Origin of the sequence: Methylobacterium sp. PvR107 (assembly GCF_017833295.1) — a bacterium.
Taxonomy (GTDB): domain Bacteria; phylum Pseudomonadota; class Alphaproteobacteria; order Rhizobiales; family Beijerinckiaceae; genus Methylobacterium.
The window spans coordinates 6243886-6267043 of record NZ_JAFIBW010000001.1; the positions used below are offsets into that span (position 1 = coordinate 6243886).

General features: G+C 70.9%; 18 protein-coding genes. 16 read left to right on the forward strand and 2 right to left on the reverse strand.

Features of this window, described 5'->3' with window-relative positions:
- The first annotated feature begins 98 nt into the window (after nt 1–98).
- The 12 genes from uvrA (at nt 99) to JOE48_RS29640 (ending at nt 14201) form a co-directional block, all read left to right on the forward strand.
- Nucleotides 99–3266 (forward strand): excinuclease ABC subunit UvrA, encoded by a 3168-nt coding sequence (gene uvrA / locus JOE48_RS29585; protein WP_210035353.1) that lies wholly within the window; start codon nt 99–101, stop codon nt 3264–3266.
- 528 nt (nt 3267–3794) lie between these two features.
- Entirely contained in the window at nt 3795–4775 is a 981-nt protein-coding gene (locus JOE48_RS29590) for a transporter (RefSeq protein WP_210035358.1), read from the forward strand.
- Between the two features lie 247 nt (nt 4776–5022).
- Entirely contained in the window at nt 5023–5997 is a 975-nt protein-coding gene (locus JOE48_RS29595) for a S1C family serine protease (protein WP_210035361.1), read from the forward strand.
- Between the two features lie 166 nt (nt 5998–6163).
- Nucleotides 6164–6424 carry a GCG_CRPN prefix-to-repeats domain-containing protein gene (locus JOE48_RS29600; protein ID WP_210035363.1) on the forward strand — a complete coding sequence of 87 codons (261 nt, stop codon included), beginning with the start codon at nt 6164–6166 and terminating at the stop codon, nt 6422–6424.
- Between the two features lie 276 nt (nt 6425–6700).
- Entirely contained in the window at nt 6701–6847 is a 147-nt protein-coding gene (locus JOE48_RS29605) for a DUF1127 domain-containing protein (RefSeq protein WP_192711280.1), read from the forward strand.
- Nucleotides 6848–6922: 75 nt separating this feature from the next.
- Nucleotides 6923–8350: a methylenetetrahydrofolate--tRNA-(uracil(54)-C(5))-methyltransferase (FADH(2)-oxidizing) TrmFO gene (gene trmFO / locus JOE48_RS29610; RefSeq protein WP_210035364.1), complete on the forward strand. Its 1428-nt coding sequence runs from the start codon at nt 6923–6925 to the stop codon at nt 8348–8350.
- Nucleotides 8351–8399: 49 nt separating this feature from the next.
- Nucleotides 8400–9605: a Zn-dependent hydrolase gene (locus tag JOE48_RS29615; protein WP_210035366.1), complete on the forward strand. Its 1206-nt coding sequence runs from the start codon at nt 8400–8402 to the stop codon at nt 9603–9605.
- Nucleotides 9606–10171: 566 nt separating this feature from the next.
- On the forward strand, nt 10172–10987 hold the full coding sequence (locus tag JOE48_RS29620; RefSeq protein ID WP_210035367.1) for a glycosyltransferase family A protein: 816 nt from the start codon (nt 10172–10174) through the stop codon (nt 10985–10987).
- Between the two features lie 78 nt (nt 10988–11065).
- On the forward strand, nt 11066–11506 hold the full coding sequence (locus tag JOE48_RS29625; RefSeq protein WP_210035369.1) for a hypothetical protein: 441 nt from the start codon (nt 11066–11068) through the stop codon (nt 11504–11506).
- Between the two features lie 69 nt (nt 11507–11575).
- Nucleotides 11576–12328 (forward strand): glycosyltransferase family 1 protein, encoded by a 753-nt coding sequence (locus JOE48_RS29630; protein ID WP_210035371.1) that lies wholly within the window; start codon nt 11576–11578, stop codon nt 12326–12328.
- Nucleotides 12329–12330: 2 nt separating this feature from the next.
- Nucleotides 12331–13515: a DegT/DnrJ/EryC1/StrS family aminotransferase gene (locus JOE48_RS29635; RefSeq protein WP_210035372.1), complete on the forward strand. Its 1185-nt coding sequence runs from the start codon at nt 12331–12333 to the stop codon at nt 13513–13515.
- On the forward strand, nt 13512–14201 hold the full coding sequence (locus JOE48_RS29640; protein ID WP_210035373.1) for a hypothetical protein: 690 nt from the start codon (nt 13512–13514) through the stop codon (nt 14199–14201). Before JOE48_RS29635 ends, JOE48_RS29640 begins: the two co-directional genes overlap by 4 nt.
- Nucleotides 14202–14204: 3 nt before the next feature.
- Here JOE48_RS29640 and JOE48_RS30960 read toward each other — a convergent pair whose 3' ends face one another.
- Nucleotides 14205–14924 carry a CatB-related O-acetyltransferase gene (locus JOE48_RS30960; RefSeq protein ID WP_210035374.1) on the reverse strand — a complete coding sequence of 240 codons (720 nt, stop codon included), beginning with the start codon at nt 14922–14924 and terminating at the stop codon, nt 14205–14207.
- The gene (locus tag JOE48_RS29650) at nt 14921–18862 is read right to left on the reverse strand and encodes a glycosyltransferase (RefSeq protein WP_210035375.1); all 3942 of its coding nucleotides are present in this window, start codon (nt 18860–18862) and stop codon (nt 14921–14923) included. The genes JOE48_RS30960 and JOE48_RS29650 overlap by 4 nt, the downstream gene beginning before the upstream one ends.
- A 620-nt stretch (nt 18863–19482) precedes the next feature.
- Here JOE48_RS29650 and JOE48_RS29655 point away from each other — a divergent pair.
- The 4 genes from JOE48_RS29655 to JOE48_RS29670 all read left to right on the forward strand — a co-directional run bounded on the left by JOE48_RS29655 (nt 19483) and on the right by JOE48_RS29670 (nt 23157).
- Entirely contained in the window at nt 19483–20115 is a 633-nt protein-coding gene (locus JOE48_RS29655) for a PadR family transcriptional regulator (RefSeq protein ID WP_210035376.1), read from the forward strand.
- Nucleotides 20116–20139: 24 nt separating this feature from the next.
- On the forward strand, nt 20140–21081 hold the full coding sequence (locus tag JOE48_RS29660; RefSeq protein ID WP_210035377.1) for a glycosyltransferase family 2 protein: 942 nt from the start codon (nt 20140–20142) through the stop codon (nt 21079–21081).
- A complete protein-coding gene (locus JOE48_RS29665) occupies nt 21078–22046 on the forward strand; it encodes a glycosyltransferase family 2 protein (RefSeq protein WP_210035378.1) in 969 nt (322 codons plus the stop codon). The genes JOE48_RS29660 and JOE48_RS29665 overlap by 4 nt, the downstream gene beginning before the upstream one ends.
- 157 nt (nt 22047–22203) lie before the next feature.
- Nucleotides 22204–23157 carry a DUF2142 domain-containing protein gene (locus tag JOE48_RS29670; RefSeq protein WP_210035380.1) on the forward strand — a complete coding sequence of 318 codons (954 nt, stop codon included), beginning with the start codon at nt 22204–22206 and terminating at the stop codon, nt 23155–23157.
- Nucleotide 23158: the final 1 nt, after the last annotated feature.

Genomic DNA, 23158 nt, shown 5'->3' on the forward strand with positions numbered 1-23158 from the left:
GCCATGGGCCCTTCGGGCTCGACATGAGTCGATGCGGCGGCTGGCCCGCGCGCGAATCCGATCCGACCGCGTCGACGCCTCGAAAGACCGCCGCCCCCATGGCCAAAGCCCAAGCTGGAAGTCGTGTCGCAAGTCGTGTCGCAAGCCGCGCCGGCGCCGCTCAAGCCGCTCCGAAAACTGCCACCCCGACGGTTCCGAAGGAGCCTGTCGCCGCCGAGGCGGCACAGCCCAAGGCGGCACAGCCCAAGGCAGCCCAGTCCAAGCCGGCCCGCGCCAAGCTCGAAAAAGCACCCGCCCAGCCCCAAGCGGCCGCGGAGGCTGCCACCGACGCCAAGCTGGCGGCCCTGTTCGATGCCGCGCCCGGGAGCGCCCATGACCGGCGGGTGATCGCGGTCCGCGGTGCCCGGGAGCACAATCTCAAGAACGTCGATCTGACCATCCCCCGGGACAAGCTCGTCGTGTTCACCGGGCTGTCGGGGTCGGGCAAGTCGTCGCTCGCCTTCGACACGATCTACGCCGAGGGGCAGCGCCGCTACGTCGAGTCGCTCTCGGCCTATGCCCGCCAGTTCCTGGAGATGATGTCCAAGCCCGATGTCGACCAGATCGACGGGCTGTCGCCGGCGATCTCCATCGAGCAGAAGACCACCTCGAAGAACCCCCGCTCCACTGTGGGGACGGTCACCGAGATTTACGACTACATGCGCCTGCTCTGGGCGCGGGTCGGCATCCCCTACTCGCCCGCCACCGGCCTGCCGATCGAGAGCCAGACCGTCCAGCAGATGGTCGACCGGGTGCTGGAACTGCCGGAGAAGACCCGGCTCTACCTGCTGGCGCCCGTCGTCCGCGGCCGCAAGGGCGAGTACCGCAAGGAAATCGCCGACTACCAAAAGAAGGGTTTTCAGCGGCTGCGCGTCAACGGCGAGTATTACGCCATCGACGACGTGCCCAAGCTCGACAAGAAGTTCAAGCACGACATCGACGTGGTGGTCGACCGGATCGTGGTCCGGGCCGATATCGGCTCGCGGCTGGCCGATTCCTTCGAGACCGCGCTGGAACTCGCCGACGGGATCGCCGAAATCGTGTTCGCGGATGCGCCCGAGGGCGAGGCGCCCCGGACCATCACCTTCTCGTCGCGCTTCGCCTGTCCCGTCTCGGGCTTCACCATCGCGGAGATCGAGCCGCGGCTGTTCTCGTTCAACAACCCGTTCGGCGCCTGCCCGACCTGCAGCGGCATCGGCCACGAGATGCGGATCGATCCCGAGCTGGTGATCTCCGATCCGGCCTTGAGCCTGAAGCGCGGCGCGGTCGGCCCCTGGGCGAAATCGACCTCGCCCTATTACGGCCAGACCCTCGACGCGCTGGCCGAGCATTTCGGCTTCAAGACCAGCGTGCCCTGGCAGGGCCTGTCGGAGACGGCCCGCGCCATCGTGCTGTACGGCTCGGGGAACCAGTCGATCCGCTTCGCCTACGACGACGGCTTGCGCAAATACACGGTCACCAAGCCGTTCGAGGGCGTGATCCCGAACCTGGAGCGCCGCTACAAGGAGAGCGACTCGGACGCCGTCCGGGAGGAGATCGGGCGCTTCATGAGCGAGACGCCCTGCGCCACCTGCGGCGGCAAGCGGCTGAAGCCGGAGGCGCTGGCCGTGAAGGTCGCCATGGCCGATATCGCCGATGCGACCGCCCTGTCGGTCTCCGACGCCCACCGCTGGTTCTCGGAGCTGCCGGAGAAGCTCACGCCCAAGCAGAACGAGATCGCGGTCCGGATCCTGAAAGAGATCCGCGACCGGCTGAGCTTCCTGGTGGATGTCGGCCTCGAATACCTGACGCTCGCCCGCGGCTCCGGCTCGCTCTCGGGCGGCGAGAGCCAGCGCATCCGGCTGGCCTCCCAGATCGGCTCGGGGCTGACCGGCGTGCTCTACGTGCTGGACGAGCCCTCGATCGGCCTGCACCAGCGCGACAACGAGCGGCTGCTCGGTACGCTCAAGCGCCTGCGCGACCTCGGCAATTCGGTGATCGTGGTCGAGCATGACGAGGACGCGATCCTGCAGGCCGATTACGTGGTCGATGTCGGTCCGGGCGCCGGCATCCATGGCGGCGAGATCATCGCGCAGGGCACCCCCGCCGAGGTCCTGGCCAACCCGGCCTCGCTCACCGCGAAATACCTCACGGGCGAGATGGCAGTCCGGACGCCCACCGCGCGCCGAAAAGGCCGCAAGGGCAAGCTCGGGCTGTTCGGGGCGCGCGGCAACAACCTCAAGGACGTGGATGTCGAGATCCCGCTCGGCACCTTCACGTGCATCACCGGCGTCTCGGGGGGCGGCAAGTCCACCCTGGTGATCGACACGCTCTACAAGGCCGTCGCCAAGAAGCTGAACGGCGCCCTGGAGCATCCGGCGCCCTACGGGCGGCTGGAGGGGCTGGAGCATCTCGACAAGGTCATCGACATCGACCAGTCGCCGATCGGGCGCACGCCGCGCTCGAACCCCGCCACCTATATCGGCGCGTTCACGCCGATCCGCGACTGGTTCGCGGGCCTGCCGGAGGCCAAGGCGCGGGGCTACCAGCCCGGCCGCTTCTCGTTCAACGTCAAGGGCGGGCGCTGCGAGGCCTGCTCGGGCGACGGCGTCATCAAGATCGAGATGCACTTCCTGCCGGACGTCTACGTCACCTGCGACGTCTGCAAGGGCAAGCGCTACGACCGCGAGACCCTGGAGGTGAAGTACCGCGGCAAGTCGATCGCCGACGTGCTCGATTCCACCGTCGAGGAGGCGGCCGAGCTGTTCAAGGCGGTGCCGGCGATCCGCGACAAGCTCGAGACCCTGAAGCGGGTCGGCCTGCACTACGTCCATGTCGGCCAGCAGGCCACGACCCTGTCGGGGGGCGAGGCGCAGCGGGTGAAGCTCTCCAAGGAGCTGTCGAAGCGCGCCACCGGCCGCACCCTCTACATCCTCGACGAGCCGACCACCGGCCTGCACTTCCACGACGTCGCCAAGCTCATGGAGGTGCTGCACGAGCTGGTCGACCAGGGCAACACCGTGGTGGTGATCGAGCACAACCTCGAAGTGATCAAGACCGCCGACTGGGTGATCGACATGGGCCCCGAGGGCGGCGACGGCGGCGGACGGCTGGTGGCGCAGGGCACGCCCGAGGCGATCGCCCGCGCGACCGCGAGCCATACCGGCCGGTTCCTGCGCGAGGTGCTGGAAAGGCGCCCTGCCCCGCAGGCCGCCACCCGCGCCGCCCGTCGCAGCGCCGCCGAGTAGTCCAGGGCGTCCCCGTCTTCCGGAAGCGGCGCGGCAAATTCTGCCCGGCCCGGGGCGCCAAGCCCGGACCGGGCACCCGCGGCCGAACCTGATTCGGGGCTGCCGGATCCCCGTCCGGGTCCCGCGCGGCCCTTTCCGGGCGGCGGTTCCGGTCCTGACACCCGGTCCTCCCGACGGCCTGCTGCCTGCGCCGGATTTGCCGGATTCTCCCGTGATCGGGGGGGGACAACAGCTTGACCATTCAACGATATTTTGCCGAACCGACGGCCGCGGGTGGCGCCTGTGGACAGTGTTGCATCGCCGCAAAAATGCGGCTTTTGCGCAACGGTTCGGCCGGTTTTGCCGTTTCGGCGAGCATTCCACTGTCTTTCCGCAGGTCTCTGTAGAATAGTCGCAGACGTTGAGACGGGCAGGCTCCGTGGGGGCGCTCGGCAGATCCGAAGCCGGCAGCCGCGATAGGCGAGCAGACCGGCAGGGAAATGCCGAATGCGGGACGGATGCCTTGAGACCTTGGGAAGGAATGAGAAAATGATGAAGAACTGGCTCGCGGCCGGCACGGTCGCGCTCACGGTCGGCATGGCCTCGACGATCGCGCAGGCGCAGACCACGACGGTTCCGGGCGAGCAGGTCGGTCTCGCCGTCGGCGCGCCGCTGCCGGAAGGCATCTACGCCATCAACACGTTCACCTACCGCCGCACCGACGGCCGGAACGATCCCGACACGGCCGTCAACATCCCGGTCCTGGTGTGGTCGACCCCGTTCGTGCCGTTCGGCGGCCGCGTCGAGCTTCTCGTGGCGCCCCCGACCGTGTTCGCCTTCACCCGCAACCCGGCCGGCGTGCGCAACAAGGACATCTCGATCAACGTCGGCACCTTCGTCGGCGGCATCTGGGCGTTCGACCTCGGCAACAATTTCGGCGTCAGCTTGCTCGGCGGCGCGTACCTGAACGATCTCAACGGCGACCGCGGTTCGATCATCACGGCGAACGGCACGACGGCCACCCCGGTCCTTCCGCAGCTCTCCTCCAACACCTACCGCTTCGGCGTTGCCGGCAGCTACACCGGTGACGGCTGGAACATCACCGCCAACCTGACCGCCAACATCTACGATTCGCCCGGCCGTTTCGGCGGTCCGGTCGGCGCCGCCATCGGCCCGATCAACCTCTCGAACGCCCTGAACTTCGACCTCACGGCGACCAAGAAGTTCGGCAACTTCGAGATCGGTCCGGTCGCCTACGGCACCTACAACTTCGACATCGGCCCGTTCAGCGCGGCGGCCAACAACCGCGGCCGCTTCGCCATCGGCGGCCTGATCGGCTACGACTTCAAGGTCTTCACCGTCCAGGCCTACGTCGCCCGCGACGTCGTGACCGGCGCGACCTACCAGACCGCGTTCGGCCGCACCCGCAGCGACTACTCCACCGACGGCTGGATCCGGTTCATCGTGCCGCTCTACTCGCCGGCCCCGGCCGCGGCGCCGATCCCGGCCCCGCTGGTCCGCAAGTACTGAGGCTCCGGTCTCCCGCCGCGATCCGGCGGGAGATCCGGTCCCTCCGAACACGCCGTCCCTCCGGACGGCGCACCGCCCGGCTCCGGCCGGGCGGTTTTCGTTCGTGCCCGTGCGGCGAATGGCGTGCCGGTGCCGCTCCCTGGGTGTCACGGGCCGCGCGAACATCCTATCTTGTGCCCTTTCGCGCGGCCGGTCCCAGCCAGGGCAGTGCCAGCCAGGACGCGGATGGACGAGCCGAAGGACGATCATGGCGACGCAGGGCGAGTGGAAGATCCCCGCGCAGGCCCAGCCCAGGCCTGCCGATTACGGCTACGACCTCGACCGGGCCCTGTCGGCGGTGCTGGCCCTCTCGGCGCGGATTCCGGAGGGCGCCTTCACGGCCGAGACCCTCGGCACCGAGCGGGCCGGTAACGGCGTGGTGATCCGCGAGGACGGGCTGGTGCTCACCATCGGCTACCTCGTCACCGAGGCCGAGAGCGTCTGGCTCACCACCCGGGACGGCCGCTCGGTGCCGGGCCATGTGCTCGGCTTCGATGCCGCCACCGGGTTCGGCCTCGTCCAGGCGCTGGCCGATCTCGGGGTCCCGGCCCTGTCGCTCGGCCGTTCGGCCGGGCTGAAGACCGGAGACCGGGCCGTGCTGGCCGGTGCGGGCGGACGCCAGCGCTGCGTCGCCGTCGAGGTCGTTGCCCGGCAGGAATTCGCCGGCTACTGGGAATACGTGCTGGACGAGGCCCTGTTCACCGCCCCCGCGCACCCGCATTGGGGCGGCACCGCGCTGATCGGCCCGGAGGGTGACCTGCTCGGGATCGGCTCCCTGCAATTGCAGCAGGGCGGCGCCAGCGGCGCGCGCCCGATCAACATGGTCGTGCCGATCGACCTGCTGCCGCCGATCCTCGACGACCTCGCCACGCGCGGGCGGGCGAACCGTCCGCCCCGACCCTGGCTCGGCCTCTACGCCACCGAGAGCGAGGAGGGCATCGTCGTGATGGGGCTCGCCGACGGCGGCCCGGCCGAGACCGGCGGCCTCCAGGCCGGCGACGTGATCGAGGCGGTGGCGGGCGAGCCGGTCGCGGACCTCGCCGCCCTGTTCCGCAGCGTCTGGGCGCTCGGCGAGGCGGGGGTGCGGGTGCCGCTCACCGTCCGGCGCGAGGGGCGGGGCGTGAAGCTGGCCCTGGTCTCCGGGGATCGGGAACGGTTCCTGCGCACCCCGTCCCTGCACTGAGGCCGCCATCGCTGCGCCGCAACCTGCGCGCTGCGGACGGCGTTGCCGGGGTGCCGCCGCGAGCCTGTACGGAATACAACCTCTGGCTCAGCGTCGGTTCAGGCGGCGGGGCCGAATCTTCATCGACCGGCTACCGATCCGCCGGACGTATTGAGGAGATCGAGTCATGACGATTCTGAGCGCACCGCGCGCGAAGGCGCTCGTGATGGCCGCCGCGATCGCCGGCGGCCTTGGGCTCGCGGGCACCGCCGAGGCGGCGGGCGGCTGCGGCCCCGGCTTTCATCCCAATCCCTGGGGCCTCTGCCGCCCGAACTGGGGGCCCCGCCCCTACGGCTACTGGCGCCGGCCGGTCTATTATGGCGGCTATGTCCGGCCGCGCCCGTTCTACAGGCCCTACGGCTTCTACGGGCCGCGCCCGTTCTACTGAGACCCAGGCGCGGTCGATCGGCGTATCGGGGGGCGTTCCGCCGCGCGGCGGGACGCCCTTCGCGCGTCCCGGACCGCAGTTCTGCATGCGCCCAAAGAATGACCATCCGGAATGGTTGGCGGTTTCTTAAGCCAGTTATGCAATTTCCGCAGGTCTGATGCTTGACCTTTCGACTCCTGTTGCGCTGCGGTCGGCCTATATGTGCGTTGCACCAACAAGAGGCAGCGATGCGCAATGGGGCGCCATCGTCTGCCCAAGCAGAGGTCACAGCACACCATGTCCGCCGCCCGTAGCGTCCTGAGCCGCGTCCGCGCCTATCTCCGGTACCGCGACACCATCACCCAGCTCTCCCGCCTGTCGGATCGCGACCTCGCCGATCTCGGCATCAACCGCAGCGAGATCCGCGGCATCGCCCGCGTCTGATCCCAGCCACCGCGGGAGCCGACCGAAGGACCGCCACCCGTTGATCCGGGTGGCGGTCCTTCGCTATTCTCAGACATGACACAGACCATCCACATCGTCGGCGGCGGTCTCGCCGGATCCGAGGCGGCCTGGCAGGTGGCGGAGGCCGGCCACCGCGCCGTCATCCACGAGATGCGCCCGGTGCGCGGCACCGAGGCCCATCAGACCGACGGGCTGGCCGAACTCGTCTGCTCGAACTCGTTCCGGTCCGACGATCCGGAGGGCAACGCCGTCGGGCTGCTGCACCAGGAGATGCGCGGCTTGAGCTCGCTGATCATGCGGGCGGCCGACGCCAACCAGGTGCCGGCGGGCGGAGCGCTCGCGGTCGACCGCGAGGGTTTTTCCGTCGCGGTGACCCGGGCGCTGGAGCAGCACCCCAACGTCACCCTGGTCCGCGGGGAGGTCGAGGGCCTGCCGCCGGAGGAATGGGGCCCCTGCATCGTCGCCACCGGCCCGCTGACGGCCCCGGCGCTCGCCGAGGGCATCCGCGGGCTCACCGGGGCCGAGTCCCTCGCCTTCTTCGACGCCATCGCGCCGATCGTCCACCGCGACTCGATCGACATGGACGTGGCGTGGTTCCAGTCCCGCTACGACAAGCCGGGCCCCGGCGGCACGGGGGCCGACTATCTCAACTGCCCGATGACCCGGGAGCAGTACGAGACCTTCGTGGACGCCCTGGTGAAGGGGGACAAGATCGGGTTCAAGCAGTGGGAGGGCACGCCCTATTTCGACGGCTGCCTGCCCATCGAGGTCATGGCCGAGCGCGGCCCCGAGACCCTGCGGCACGGCCCGATGAAGCCGGTTGGCCTCACCAACCCGCGCGATCCGCTGGTCAAGCCCTGCGCGATCGTGCAGCTGCGCCAGGACAACGCACTCGGCACCCTCTACAACATGGTCGGCTTCCAGACGAAGCTGACCTATGCCGAGCAGGTGCGGATCTTCCGCACGATTCCCGGCCTGGAGCGGGCCGAATTCGCCCGCCTCGGCGGCCTGCACCGCAACACCTATCTCGACAGCCCGCGCCTCCTCGACGCCACCCTCCGGCTGAAGGCCCGCCCCGCCCTGCGCTTCGCCGGCCAGATCACCGGCTGCGAGGGCTATGTCGAGAGCGCCGCGGTGGGGCTGATGGCCGGCCGCTTCGCGGTGGCCGAGGCCGCCGGCCGCCCCCTCGCCCCCCTGCCCCAGACGACCGCTCTGGGTGCGCTGATCGCCCACATCACCGGTGGCCACGTGGCGGCGGACGGCGAGGCCAACGCCCCGCGCTCGTTCCAGCCGATGAACGTGAATTTCGGCCTGTTCCCGCCCCTGGAGCGGGCGCCCCGCAACGAGACCGGCCGCCGCCTGCGCGGGCCCGAGAAGGCCGCCCTGAAGAAGCGCGCGCTGACCGACCGGGCCCGGGCCGACCTCGCCGCCTGGATGGGCGATGCGCAGGGCGCCGCGTCGAGACCTGCGGCCGCGGAATAGCCCGCCGCACGGGGCTTGCACGGCCGGAGCTTCCAGCCCCGGGGACCGCATGACCGAGATCGACACCCAAGCCTTCCTGGCCGACCTGTACGCCCTGCGCGAGATCGGCCGGTTCCGGACCGGCGTCCACCGCCCGACCTTCTCGGCCGCGGACATGGAATCCCGCCGCTGGCTGATGGCCAAGCTGGAGGCATGCGGGCTCGAGGCCTCCATCGACGGGATCGGCAACGTCCTCGGGCGGCATCGCGGCCCCGGCCCGCATCTCCTGGTCGGCAGCCATATCGAGACCCAGAACGAGGCCGGCTGGCTCGACGGGGCGCTGGGGGTCGTGGCCGGGGTGGCGCTCGCCCGCGCCGGACTGCCCGTCGACGTCGTCGCCTTCGCCGACGAGGAGGGGCATTTCTCGGGCGGCTTCCTGGGCAGCCGCTCGGCGATCGGCGACCTGACCGAGGCCGAGATCGACGCCGCCCGCAACCGCACCGACGGCACGCCGCTGCGCGACGCCCTGGCGCGTGCCGGGCTTGCCGGCCTGCCCCGGATGCGGCTCGACCCGGGCCGCTACCGCGGCTTCCTGGAGATGCATATCGAGCAGGGCACGCAGCTCGAATCCGCCGGGCTGCATCTCGGGGTGGTGAGCGGCATCGTGGCGATCTGGCAGTTCCGGATCGTGTTCGACGGCAACCAGGACCATGCGGGCGGCACCACTATGGCGGAGCGCCGGGATGCGGGCCTCTCGGCGGTGCGGCTGCTCGCGGCGATCGACCGGGAGTTCCCGAAGGTCTGCGGCCCGCGCAGCACCTGGACCACCGGGCGGATCACCCTGGATCCCGGCGGCTTCAGCATCATCCCCGGCCGCGCCGAGGTGTTCTTCCAGTTCCGCGACGTGTCGATGCCGGTGCTGGAGCGGATGGAAGCCTGCCTGGAGGCGCTGGTGCGCGAATCGAACCGGCGCGAGCGCTGCCCCGCCACGCTGACGGCCCTGGCGAAGGCGATCCCCGCCCCCTGCGACCCGGAGCTGATGCGGGCGCTCTCGGACGCCGCCGAGGCGGTCAGTCCCGGCGGCTGGCAGGTGATGCCCTCGGGCGCCGGCCACGACGCGCAGAACGTCGCCCGGATCCTGCCGGCCGCGATGCTGTTCGTGCCCTCGATCGGCGGCATCAGCCACCATTGGGCGGAGGATACCGGCGACGCCGACTTGGTCTCGGGCGTCCGGGCGCTCGGTGAGGCAGCGGCGCGGGTGCTGGCGCGGGGATAGCGGGCGCGGCCTGCGGGACCGCCTGTCGAGGCACCGGAACCTGCGCCGAGCGGGATCGCCGCGCCGTTCCAACAAGCTGCGGGACGTCGCAGATCGCGGCGCGCCTCTCCGCCCGGACGGGAGGGCGGCGGAACGCCACCCGGGATCGGAGAATCCGCCGGATCCTTCGGATTCCGTAGCGATGCAGGAAACCAATTCTGCATCTGGCCCCCGGACACGGCGTTCGGGCAAGGCCCGCTTCCGGCTTCCAGATCTCATTCAACCGCATAGGCTGTAAAATTCGTCAGTATTGAACGAAACAGATTTATATCCAAAGCATTCATAGCCGTGAAAACCGTCAATACAGACCAGAATGGCTCAAGTTCGTAGGATTGACGGATAACTCTTCGGACCGTAAGAGGATAATCGCAGATCATTATCGAGTCGAAAGAGAAAAATATGATTTCAGACATTCACAGGCGTATATTAATTAATCGCTAGAATTAAAAGATAGTACGCGATTACTGATATATTGAACAGATATAATCGCAACCACGGAATGTGGAATTATACGGGAACAATTCGCGATGTCGCAGCCTTCGTCGGTCGGGGTGATCACGCCGACCCGTCTTCAGCGGATCACCGTCGGGGCACAGACCGACGCATATTTCGTCGACCGGGCGATCACCGGCGCGCTCGCCCAAACCGCCGTTGCGGAAGGACGCGCCCGGCTCACCTTCATCATCGGCATCGATGCCGATGCGGACATCCCCGCGTCTCTTGCCGAGCGGAGCGATGTCATCTGGGCGCGGAGCGGGACCTGCTCGCAGGCCGGCGCCCTGAATGCCGGGATCGACGCGGCGGCGGATCGTTTCGACTACATCGCCTTCTTGGAGGACGACGATTGGTGGGACCCGAATTACCTCACCTGGGGTCTCAATGCTCTGAAACGCTATGACTTTGTTTCCACGACCCAGCTCGAGGTCGATGAGCATGGCACGATCATGCGCATCAACGACTTCCCGACGCCTTCAGGGTGGATGATGCCGTCCAGCACCCTCCGGCGGATCGGATCGTTCGATCCCGCCATGCGCTGGCATCTCGATAACGAATGGCTTGGTCGATTGGGCGACAGCGGCCTGAAACGCTGCCACCTCATCGACGCCTTGGCGCCGGCGACCTTCGCGATGGCGGAACAGGTCCGACCCTGGATCACCCATGTCGTGCGCTTCGGTGGAGCGAGCCTGGAGCTGCAGCGCCACACGATGCTGGCGCCCCTTGTGACCCGGCTTGTCCATTCCCGCTCCGGCATGGCCCGCATCGCCGCCGATCCGACCTTCGCGGAGCAGAGTGCGGCGGAATACGCGGTTCTGACGCGCCGGTACGGCCGCATCCCCTGGTGAGACAGCTCCGGACAAGGATCGGGATTGATGAATCGTGCGCCGGAGCGGGCGCGCAGGACGACCAAAAGGACTTATGCCGTGTCAGAGCAGCTTCACGTCGCGATCGATGCGCGACCGGCCCTGGGTGCTGCTGGCGGTGTAGCCGAGGTCACGCGTGGCCTGATCAGCCATCTCGATCACCTTCCGGCGGACGAGTATCGCTTCTCCCTGATCGTGGACTCGGACGCGCGCGACGATCTGCGTGCGATCATGCCGGATCATTGCAAGCTGCTGACGTTGAACACCGGCGCCCTGCCGATCCGCGAGCGCGCGTTCAGGCTGGCTGGCACGTCGCTGGCCCAGCGGATCTTCAAATTTCAGGACGAGAGTGCGAACCTCCGGATCAACCTCCACGACGCGACGGGACCCTTGCGGGAAGCGGGCGTGGCGGTGGTGCACGCCCTGTCGCAATTCGCGCTCGATTCGGACCTGCCGTTCCTCTACCACCCCCACGACCTCCAGCACCTTCATCTCCCATAGAATTTTTCTGACGGTGAGCTCGAGCAGCGTGAGGTCATCTATCAATATTTCTGCAACTCGGCGGCGATCGTGCCGGTAGCTTCGCGCTGGATCGCGGAGGATCTCCAACGCCAATACCGCGTACCGGCCGAGAAGCTGGCCGTCATCTCGTTCGCGCCGCCGGCGGCCGACCGCACGCCTCCGACATCCGCAGAGGTGCAGGACCTCTGTGAACGCTTCCGGATCCGGCCGGGCGGCTTCCTGATCTACCCGGCGGCCGGTTGGGAGCACAAGAACCATATCGGCCTCGTGGAGGCCGCCGCAATCCTGCGAGCCCAGGGTATCGAGCCGCCCCTCACGGTCTTCACGGGGGCGCTCCTGCCGTTCTCGTTGCGCGTGTTGGAGCGGGCGGCCGCCCTCAATGTGACGGATCGCTTCCGCTGGGCCGGCTACATCACCCAGCGCGATCTGGTTCTGCTCTACCATCTGGCCCGGGGCGCCGTTGTGCCGACCAAGTTCGAGGCCGCCAGCGCGCCGATCTGGGAGGCCTTCGCGACCGCGTGTCCCGTCGCCTGCTCCAATGTCACATCGTTGCCGTCGCAGACGGATGGCGGCGCGCTCCTGTTCGATCCCAACAACAGCGGTGACATCGCCGGAGCGATCGTCAAGCTGTGGTCGGATGCCCCGCTCCGCGACCAGCTCACGGCGCGGGGCCGGGCGATCGTCGCCCGGCACACCTGGGAGTCGGTGGCGCGCCGGTTTGGCGTTCTCTACCGCAGGGCGGCCGGCCGGCCTCTGAGCGCAGCGGATGAAGCGCTGGTCGCCACCGGGGCGGCGGTCTGATCATGGCCGACCGCAACTTCATTCCCGTCGCCGCTCCGACCCTGGGAGGAAACGAGCGTGCCTACGTGCTCGAATGCCTCGACAGCACCTGGATCTCGTCCAGCGGCCGCTTCCTGGATGCCTTCGAGGCCGCCTTCGCGCGCTTCTGCGGCGTCTCCCATGCGGTAGCGGTCAACAACGGCACCACCGCGCTGCACCTCGCGCTCACGGCCCTCGGAATCGGCCCCGGCGATGAGGTGATCGTGCCGAACCTCACTTACATCGCCTCGGCGAATGCCGTGACCTATTGCGGGGCCAAGCCGGTCTTCGTCGATTGCGAGCCCCTGACCTTGAACCTCGATCCGGATTGTATCGAGGCGCGGATCACCCCGCGCACCCGGGCCATCATGCCGGTCCACCTTTACGGCCATCCGGCCGATATGGACCGGATCGTGAGGCTGGCGGCGCACTACGACCTGCACGTGGTCGAGGATGCGGCGGAGGCGCACGGGGCCACCTATCGGGGGCGGCCGGTCGGCTCCTTCGGGGCCTGTGCGACCTTCAGCTTCTACGGCAACAAGATCATCACCACCGGCGAGGGCGGCATGGTGGTGACGGACGACGCGGCTCTCGCGGCGCGGCTGCGTCTCTACCGTGGGCAAGGCCTCGACCCGCAGCGCCGCTACATACATCCAGTGGTCGGCTTCAACTACCGGATGACGAACATCGCCGCCGCGATCGGCCTCGCTCAGCTCGAGCGGATCGACACGATCCTGGCCGCCCGCCGCCAGGTGGCCGCTTGGTACGCCGTGCGACTCGCCGGGATCGAAGGCCTGCGCCTGCTCGGTTCCCAGCCATGGGCGGTGCCCGTACCCTGGCTGGTCACCGTGCTGCTCACCGGAGGCGGTGTCCGCGAGCGGGACGCAGTCATGGCGGCGCTCCTGGCCGACGGCATCGACAGCCGTCCGATCTTCTACCCGACGCACCAGCAGGCGCCCTATCACGAGGAGACCCACTATCCGGTCGCCGAGACATGGTCGGCCCGAGGACTCAACCTGCCGACCTTCGAGGCCATGACCGAGGCCGATGTCGCGGCGGTCTGCGCATCCTTGCGGCGGGCCATCGCCCGATATGCCGACGTGTTCCCCGGCGCACCGCCGAGTGAGGTTCGCGAACCCGAGGCCAGACGTCCCCGAGCCGCTCGATGACGCAGCGGCTCGTAATATGCGGTGGCGGCAGTCTGGCGGTGGAGGTCGCCGCTCTCCTGCGCGACCTCGGCGAGCGTGGGCGCGTGAACGGCGACGGCTACGTGATCACGGATGTGGTCGCCCCCGGACCGGTGCGGACCGCAGACCTGACGGCCCTATGCGGCAGTTCCTTCACGACGCATGCGGACATCGCCTCGATTCCGGACCGGAATCAGAAGGAATTCATCGTCTGCACGGGTGACCCGGCGATCCGGCACAAGATCTACCGTGAACTGGTCAGCATGGATCTGACCCTGGCGCGTATCGTCCACCCGATGGCTTACGTCGCGCCGTCAGCGGTGATCGGGGCCGGGGCGATCATCTATCCTGGCGTTTTTGTCGGTCCCCTGGTGCAACTCGGCGCCAACGTGGTGTTGCATGCGCAGGTCGCGGTTCATCACGACGCACGTCTTGACGCCTCTGTCGTTCTGTCACCTGGCGCGCTCTTGTGCGGTCATACCGTGTGCGGGACGGCCGCATTCCTGGGAACGGGCGCATCAATCCTGCCGAAAATGCGCCTGGGGGCCTATAGCAAGCTCTCGGCCGGATCTGTGCTCAAGCGGCCAGCCGGTGATGGATGCCTGTTGCACGGTAATCCGGCGACGGTGCGCCGGACTTGGTCCGTCACCTTGGAAGAAGATACGTAATCCTCATCCCTGCGGCACCAGCGACTGGATCGGGATCAGCTCCGGCCGGTATTCCTGCATGCCGCCGGCGATCCGCTCCTCCACGGCGTCGAGGAATTGTTCCGGGTCGGTGATCGAGCACTGGCGCAGGTCCCAGAAGGCGTAGCGCCACCATTGCACCTTCAGGTAACGCTCGATCAGCGCGTCGGGGAAGCGCATCTTCACGATCCGGGCCGGGCTGCCGGCCACGATCGCGTAGGGCGGCACGTCCTTGGTCACCACCGCCATGGCGCCGATGATCGCCCCGTCGCCGATCGTGATGTCGGGCATCAGGAAGGCGCCGTGGCCGATATAGACGTCGTTGCCGATGCGCACGCGCTTGGGCCACAGGTAGGGGCCGCAGATCTCGTAATCCTCCGCCCGCGGGTCGAGGCGGTCGAACACGGCCGAGTGGTGGGTATAGAACAGCGGCGAGGTCGAGCCGCAATGGACCGGGTGGCTGCCGCGCCCGACCTGGACGCTCTCGCCGATCGAGCAGTAGCGGGCGATGTCGGCGCCGAAATAGTAGCCGCTCACCGCGTACGAGAAGGCCCCCATGGTGAGGCAGTAATCGATGCCCATCCACTTGATGCTGCACGGCGGCTCGAAGGTGCAGTCCTCCGGCAGGCCGAACGGGGCCGGGTGCAGCACCGAGATGCCGCGCCGCAGCATCTCCTGCTTCATGTCCTCGTTGACGGAGATCATGCGGCGTCCTCGTCGATGGGGCGTTCCGTCCCGGCCGGCGCCGGGTCCAGACCGTAATAAGCGTGCCTCAGGTCGCCGTATTCGGCAGCCTGGATCGGCCCGGAGAGCCGGCCGGTTTCCGAGATGTCGATGGCCAGCAGCCGGTCGTTGAAGGCGGCCGGGTCGGTGGCCAGCGCGTAGGGCAGGCAATGGCCGTTCGGGTAGGCGCGGAGCCGCTCGCCCGGGGCGCCGAGGTCGAAGGCCGCCACCGGCAGGCCGGTGCGCAGGGCCAGGGTCAGCGCATACGAGTACGTCTCCGGCCAGATCGCCGGAAGCAGGACCAGGTCGGCCGAGACGCGCCAGACCATGTCCAGGGCCTCGTGGTCGCCGACATAGCGTCCGGTCTCGGTGACGCCGGCGCGTTCCAGGCCGCCCGTGAGGGCCGGGTCGGAGAAGCCCACGATCGAGAACCGCAGCGGCAAGCCCCGGTCCTGCGCGTCCGTCGCCAGAGCCTGCAGGAACAGGCCGCCCTTCGTCGCGCTGATGGCGCCGAGCACCGCGACGCGCCGGACGCGTCCGGGCCGCTGCAGGGCGGTGTCGCGCACGGCGCGCTCCGGCTCCAGATGCGGCCGCACCGTGATCGCCAGGTCCGGGTACACGCCCCGGATCCGCGCCGCCGTGTCCGACGAGGGCGCAAACACCCGCGCCGCCCCGGCCAGGAAGGCCCCGAACGCCGCCCGCCGCTCGCCCGGATCCGGCTCCTCGAACCCCTCGGCATCCGCCGCCAGGCACGCCCGGCATTCGGCGACCGGCGCCAGGCCGCAATAGCGCCCGTCCGGCTGCACCAGGTGGTTGCGGTGGCAGACCGGCGAGTAGTCGTGCAGCGTCCAGGCATAGGGCCGGCCCGAGCCCGCCACCAGGTCCATCAGCGCCCCCGCCGCCGCCCAGCGCAGGCCCGCCAGCGAGTGCACGTGGATCAGGACCGGCGCCAGCGCGGCGATGAAGCCCGACAGCGCCTCGGCGTCGCGCGGCAGGTACAGGCTGCCGAGGTTGGGCAGGTACAGGAACGCGGCGCCGCGATACGCGACCCGGACCTCGAGGTTGCGGGTCCGGTCGATCTGCAGCAGCACCACCGCGAGGCCCTCGGCCCGGGCCTTGGCGATCATGTCGTCGATGTGCCGCTGGATGCCCCCGCCCCAGCTGTGGGTCACGTAGAGCAGCGCCCGGCCCGCGCAGTGCCGGGCCAGCCGGGCGAGGTCGAGGCGCGCCCGCCCGCCCCGGCCCGGATCGGCCTGGACGAACTGCCCGACCCGGGCCGGGTAGTCCGGATGCTTGGCCAGCAGCGCCGCCTGGCCCTGGTCGTACTCGCCGCCCTCATCCAGCCCGAACGAGATCTGGCCGGCATGGTAGACGTAGACGTCCTCGGCGAGCAGGTTGGTGAAGCCGGCCTTGCTGGCGCGCAGGCACCAGTCGTTCTCCTCGCCGTAGCCCTTGCCGAAGGCCTCGGCGTCGAGGGCGCCGACGGCGTCGAGCGCGTCGGCGCTCATGTACATGCAGAAGCCGACGCCGGTGGGCACGGGCACGGCGCGGCCGCGGTTGATCTGCGCGGCCAAGCGGTCGAGATCGGGCCGGTCGATCTCCAGCGGCATGGTGTTGTTGGCGTTGAAGCGCGGGTAGGAGCAGATCGTGGCGTTGTTGGACAGCGGCGTGACGCTGCCCACCCGCGGGCGGGCGGCGCCCGCGGGTTCGGCATCAGGCTCGGCGTCAGGCTCGGCATCAGGCTCGGCATGGGCGACGAGGCGGTCGAGCCAGTCGCCGAAGACCTGGGCGTCGGAGTTGAGCAGGACGACGGCGCGGCCCTGGCGGAGGCTGAGGGCGCGGTTGACCGAGCGGACGAAGCCGAGGTTCTGCGCGTTCTCGACGAGGTGGAACAGGCCCCTGCGGGCGAGCTCCGCGAGGTCGGCGGCGAGCTCCGGGTCGGGGGAGCGGTCGTTGACGGCCAGCAGGGTGAAGGGGGTTGTCTGCGGGGCCGCCAGGCAGGCGTGGAGGGCGCGCAGGGTCTCGCCGCGGCCCTTGTAGACGGGCACGATGACGACGACGCGGGCCTGGTCGATGGGCAGGGCTTGCGGCAGGCCGTCCCAGTCCTCGGGCGCGGGGGCGGTCATGGGCGGGGCGGTGCCCAGATCCTCCGGCGCGGCCATCAGCCCGGCCGCCCGGCCGGTCCGGACGTAGTGCAGGAACGGCGACTCCCCAGGACCGAACAGGTGACCGTAGGTCTCCTTGTAGAAGATCGTGGAGAACCCCGCGCTGGGGTCGCGTCCCTCGTGCTGGCCGTAGGCGACGAAATGCGCGAGCGGCCCGCCCTGGGCGGCGGCGGCGTCGGGATTGCGCTTGGCGTAGTAGGCGGCGTCGAAGAACGGCGCGATCTCCCGGGCCTCGTCGGCGAGCGCCGCCTCCCGCGAATCCGGCGCGCCGTAGCGCGGGTCGAAGGCCCCGGCCGAGATGTCGGTGCCGTGCATCAGCGCCGTGGCGAGGAAGTGGACGAAGGGCGCCAAGCCGGTCTCGCGCACGCCGGGATGGGCCTCGAGATAGGCCTGCCCGTTGAAGTCGGGTCTCGGGTTCCGGCCCCTGCGCCAGCCGGTGTCGCAATAGTCGCGCACCGCGTCGGCATCCGCGGGCAGCCCGTAGCGCGCCCGGTAGAAGGCGTGGTCGACATGCCCCGCCACCAGCCGCGCCTGCAGGTCCAGCAGCGCCGCCCGCTCCACCGGCCCGGCCCCGATCGCCCCCAGCCAGCCCGTGTCCTCGACCGGCGCCCGCGCCGGACGCAAGCCGCAGACCCGCAGCAGCGCCGCCAGCGTCGAGCGCCCCGGGCCCGGATCGCGCAGCTCCCGCCAGCCGATGCCGGCAAAGTGCAGGTACGGCTCACGGCCACCCACATCCGGGTAGGTCGCCCGGTACCACGCCTCATCCACCGCCGGCACGTTCAGCCGCTCCGGCTCGGCGAACGGTTCCCGCCCGGCCAGACGCGTCTCGGCCACGTAGCGGAAGAACGGGTCGTCGCGCACCGCCCGGCTGCCGGCGCGCGCCTGCACGAAGCCGGCCGGGTCGAAGTCCGGACGCGGGCCGACGAGCCGCCGCCAGCCCTCCGCCACGTAGGCGCGCAGCAGCGCCGCGTCCGTGGCGCCGGCCAGGGCCTCCGCCTGCGCGGCGCTCAGGCCCCGCCGGTAATGGGCAGCGTCGAAATAGGGCGCGAGCGTCGCGACCCGCAGCGCCAGCGCCTCGGCGGCCTCCGGCCGGGCGGGGCCGCCGTGCAGGACGTAGTGCACGAGCGGGTTCTGGGTGGCGTAGGTGATCCCGCGGGTCAGGCAGTAGGCCAGGGTGTCGAACCGGGGCGACGGCTCGCGGCCCTCGCGCCAGCCCGAGGCCATGTAGTGGTCGACCGGATCGACGCCGGCGGCCGCGAGGTCGGGGTTGCCGGCGAGATAGAACGGCCCGTCCACGAGGCGGCGGGCGAGGCGCTGGGCCTCGGCCGTGTCGGGCTTCGGCAGGGCCGCGCCCGTGTCCGCGCCGCCGGCCGCACCGGCCCGGCGCTTGTGCGCCGCGAGGGCGTGCAGGAACGGGTTGATGCCGGCCCGGGCGAGATGGGGCCGGGCGGCGAGGTAGGCGGCGGAGGAGAAGTCGGGCCGCGGGTCGCGGCCCTCGCGCCAGCCCTGGACCAGGTAGTCGCGCACCGGATCGGCCGTGATCCCGTACCAGCTCGCGTAGAACGCCGCGTCGAAACACGGCGCCAGCGCCGCGACCAGACGGGTCTCGAGCTCGTCGGCCTTCGTCGCGTCCGCACCGGCCCAGAGGCGGTGCACGGCCGCCGGGCTGGCCAGCGGATCGCACAGCCGGCCGAGGCGGCGCCCGATCCGCCGCACGGCCGATACCGGGCCATCTCCGTCGGAGCCGCGGCGCATCTCAGGACTCTGCGGAGGCACGTTGGCCGCGGGCCGTCACGGGGCGCGGCCTCCATCGGCCGCCCTCGGGGCGGGCGCGGTCGAGGCGCAGGTCTCGGATCGGTTCATGGGCGGCAGCTGGCGGGCAGCGTCGGGAGCGCAGGGCGCGCGAGAGGATGAGGGCGTCGATGCCCCGTCGCACTAACGGAACCGGCGAAGTCCGTAAACCGTGGTCCACCGGAAGGTGCCGCCCGCCGACCCGACAGCGAGCCCCGGAGCAACCCCCGCACCGCAGCCAGAGCTCCGAACTCGGGTTAACGAGGCTTGGCTCCAGCGCGGAGGGGCCATCCCGTCAATCCGGGACTGCGGAGCAGGGCCCGGAATCCAGATCCGCGGCGCGCGGACGGCATGGCACGGTCGGCGGATCCGGATTGCCCGCTTCCGGCGTGCCCCTCCGGGTCCGGGCCCGCCTGCGGCGCCTCCCGGAACGACGGCGTGGTTGTTGCGCGGCAAGCGCCACGCGGAAGCGCGGCAACCCGTTAACCCGCATTCGCGGCCGTGGCACCGCAGCCCCGCCCCTTGCGGGTGACCATATTTCGTTATATCTAAAAATACGTCATATCGAAATTGGATCGAAACAGATGCACCCCTCGTTCCTGCCCTGGTTCCGTGCCGACCCCTTCGACGCCTATCGCGTCCGCGCGCATCGCGGCCCGATGGGCGCGGATCCGCGCGGGCGGCACGGTCCCCACGGGCCTCACGGCCGCACGCCCGGCGACCGGCGGATGTTCGGCCGCGGCGGCCGCGGCGATCTCGCGCGCTTCTTCGCCCATGGCGATCTGCGCCTCGTCATCCTCCACCTCATCGCCGAGAAGCCGCGGCACGGCTACGAGATCATCAAGGCCATCGAGGAGCGGGTCGGCGGCGCCTACAGCCCGAGCCCCGGCACGGTCTACCCGACGCTCACGCTCCTCGAGGAGCTCGGCCACGTGACGGTGACCCCCGGGGAGGGGACCAAGCGGCTGCACACGATCACCCCGGAGGGACAGAGCTTCCTCGACGGCAACCGCTCGACCCTTGAGGCGATCCTCGCCCGGATGGCCGAGGCGGAGGCGGCGCGCGGCGACGGGCCGCCGCCCTCCGTGGTGCGCGCCAAGGAGGGGCTGAAGCTCGCCTTGCAGATGCGGCTCGCCCGCGGGCCGCTCAGCGCGGACCAGACGGCGGCGATCACCGCGGCCCTGGAAGCGGCCACCGCCGCGGTGGAGCAGGCGTGAGGCGATGCGATCGGGAGAACGCCGGTGCCTGACCCGCGCCTGAGCCGCCTCGTCCTCGGGATCACCCTGTTCCGGCCGGGGCGGGACCAGGTGGACCGGGCCGTGGGGCAGGCCGCGGCGGGATTCGCCGCGGTGATCGCCTTCGACAATGGCGGCCTCGCCGCCGCGGATGCGGGACGCCTCGCCCGGGCCGGCGTGACCCTGCTGTCGGACGGGAGGAACCTCGGCATCGCCGCGGCGCTCAACCGGATCGCCGAGGCCGCCCGCGCGGCGGGGGCCGAGGCCCTCCTGCTCCTCGACCAGGACGCCGAGCCGCCCGAACACCTCGCCGCCGCCCTGCTGGCCGCCCGCGACCGGCTGCGCGACGCCGGGATCCCCGTGGCGGTGGTGGGACCGGCCCCCGCGCCCACCACCGGCCACAAGGCGCCCGCCTACCCGCCCCGCCCGGCCGCGCCGGAGCGCGACGACCTCGCCCCGGTGCAGTTCCTGGCGACCTCGGGCTCGCTCATCGACCTCGACGCCTTCGCCCGGGTCGGGCCGTTCCGGGCCGACTTCTTCATCGACGGGGTCGAGCTCGAATGGTGCTTTCGCGCCTGGGCCTGCGGCTACGGCTGCTACGTCGCCCGCGCCGTCGCGATCCCCCACCGGGTCGGTGGCGGGGTGATCCGGGCCTTCGGGATCATCATGCCGCGCCAGCCCCTGTTCCGCATGGGGACCTACCTGCGCAACGCCGTCTATGCCTGGCGCCTGCCGCACGTGCCGCTGCGCTGGAAGCTTGCCCAGGCCGCCTACCTGCCGCTCCAGGCCGGGCTGTACTGGGCGGATTCCGGCTGGCGGCCCGCCGTGCTGATGCGGCTCCTCGCCGCCGCCCGCGACGGCGCCCTCGGGCGCCTCGGCCCGCCCGAGGATCTTGCCGAGGATCTTGCCGAAGAACTTGCCAAGCATCTGCCCCAGGACCGACCGTGACCGACCGCCCTGCCCTCGACGTGGTGATCGTCAACTGGAACGGCGGCGCGCTGCTGCGCGCCTGCCTCGCGGGCCTCGCGGCCGCCCGGGACGCCGAGGCGGTGCAGGTCACCGTCGTGGACAATGCCTCGGCGGACGGCTCCACCGAGGACCTGCCCGCTTTGCCCCGCCCGCTCCGGCTGATCCGGAACGACGCCAATCTCGGCTTCGGCCGGGCCTGCGATCAGGGCGCCGCGGCGGGCGATGCCCCCGCGATCCTGTTCCTCAACCCGGACACGCAGGTCGCGCCCGACGCCCTCCGCATCGCCCGGGCCGCCCTCATGGCCGATCCGCGGACCGGGATCGTCGGGGCGCGGCTGGTCGATCCGGACGGGCGGACCGCGCGCTCCTGCGCCCGGGCCCCCTCGGCGCCGGACCTCCTCGGCCGCGCCCTGGCGCTGGACCGGCTGGGCCTCGTGCGGCCGCACTTCCTCCGCGAATGGGACCACGAAGAGGACCGCGCCGTCGACCAGGTGATGGGCGCCTTCCTGATGATCCGCCGCGACCTGTTCCAGGCGCTCGGCGGGTTCGACCCGCGCTTCTTCGTCTACTGGGAGGATGTCGACCTCTGCACCCGTGCCCGGGCTGCGGGCTTCGCCGTGCGGCACGTGGCCGGGGCGGTCGTGCGCCATGTCGGCCAGGGCACGACCCGGCAGGTGCGGGCGCGGCGGCTGTTCTACTTCCTGCGCAGCCAGATCCTGTATGCCGGCAAGCATCACGGCCCGGCCGCGGCCCTCGCGCTGACCGCGGCGAGCTTCGGCGCGCAGGTGCCCCTGCGGCTCGCCCTGGCGCTCGCCCACCGCTCCCCCGCGGAGGCCGCGGAGGTTCTGCGGGCCGCGGCCCTGCTGGCCGCTTCGCTGCCGGATCTCGTGTCGGGCCTCCGGTCGGGCCTTCCGGGCGCTTCGCGCGTGCGAAGGGCCGGCTGATCCGGTACGCCACGGCCCGGTGGGCCGTGGAGGACGGCTGCGCCGAGCGTGGATCCGCGATGCCGCACGCGACCCCGAGCACCGCCGTCACGGCCGCCTGCCTCCCGACCGGCGGAGCCGGCCGTGAGGGCGGCGCCGCGCCGACGCCGGTGCGGGCATGAACCGGCCCTCGGCCGGTGGCGCCCGGTTCTGGGGCCTCGCCTTCCTGGGCCTCGGCCTGCCGGTCTGCGTCGCCCTGGCACTGATCGGCCCGCCCGGCCCGGCCCTCGACGCCGTCGGCCGGCTGGCCGGCGCGGCGCTCGGCCCCGGCCCCGCGGATGCCGCGCGGCTCGGTCGGCTCGCCAACGTCGCCCTGTTCCTGACTCTCGGCCTCTCCGCCCTGGCGCTGGCCGCCCGGGGACGCGCGGCGCTGTTCGCGCTGCTCTGCCTGCCGGCCTCGCTCGCGGCCGCGAGCGGCCCGGAGGGTGTCGTGGTCGCGCTGGCCGCCCTCGCCGCCGCGCTGCTCACGCCCCGGCCGCTGACGGGTCGTGGACGGCCTGCGCGCCTTGCCGCAGCGACGCTGGCGATCGCCCTGGCGGTGCTGGCGCGGCCGGCCTGCGCGCCGCTCGCCGGGATGCTGCTGGTGCCGTTCCCGCCCGCGGGGCGGTTCGGCCGCTTCGGCCGGGATCGCCTGGCGCCCGCGGTTCTCGCGCTTCTGGCCGCCCTTCTGCCCGCCCTCTTCCGGACGTCGCTCGCCGCCGGGGCCGGGGGTGAGGCCGCCCCGTCCCCGTCCTGGCCCCCCGCCCTCTCCGGCCTCTGGGCTCTGGTCCTGCTGGTGACGCCCCTCGCCCTGCGGCGCGGTCCCCTGCCCCCGCCGGCGGAGCGGCTCTGGCTCGTCGGATGCGCGGTGCTGGGCCTGTGGCTGGCGGGGCTTGCGCAGGCGCTCGCGCCCGCCGGTCATGCCGACGGGCTGCAGGTCCGCGATCTGCTGCCGCTGGGAGCGCTGCTGGTTCCGGCCTTCGCCCGGGGGCGGATCGGCACCGCCGACTCCCTGACCTGGCCAGCCCTCCTCCCGGTGCTCGCGGCCGCCGCGACCCTTGCGGCTTTGGTCGTCCTGATCGGGTCCGCGTGAG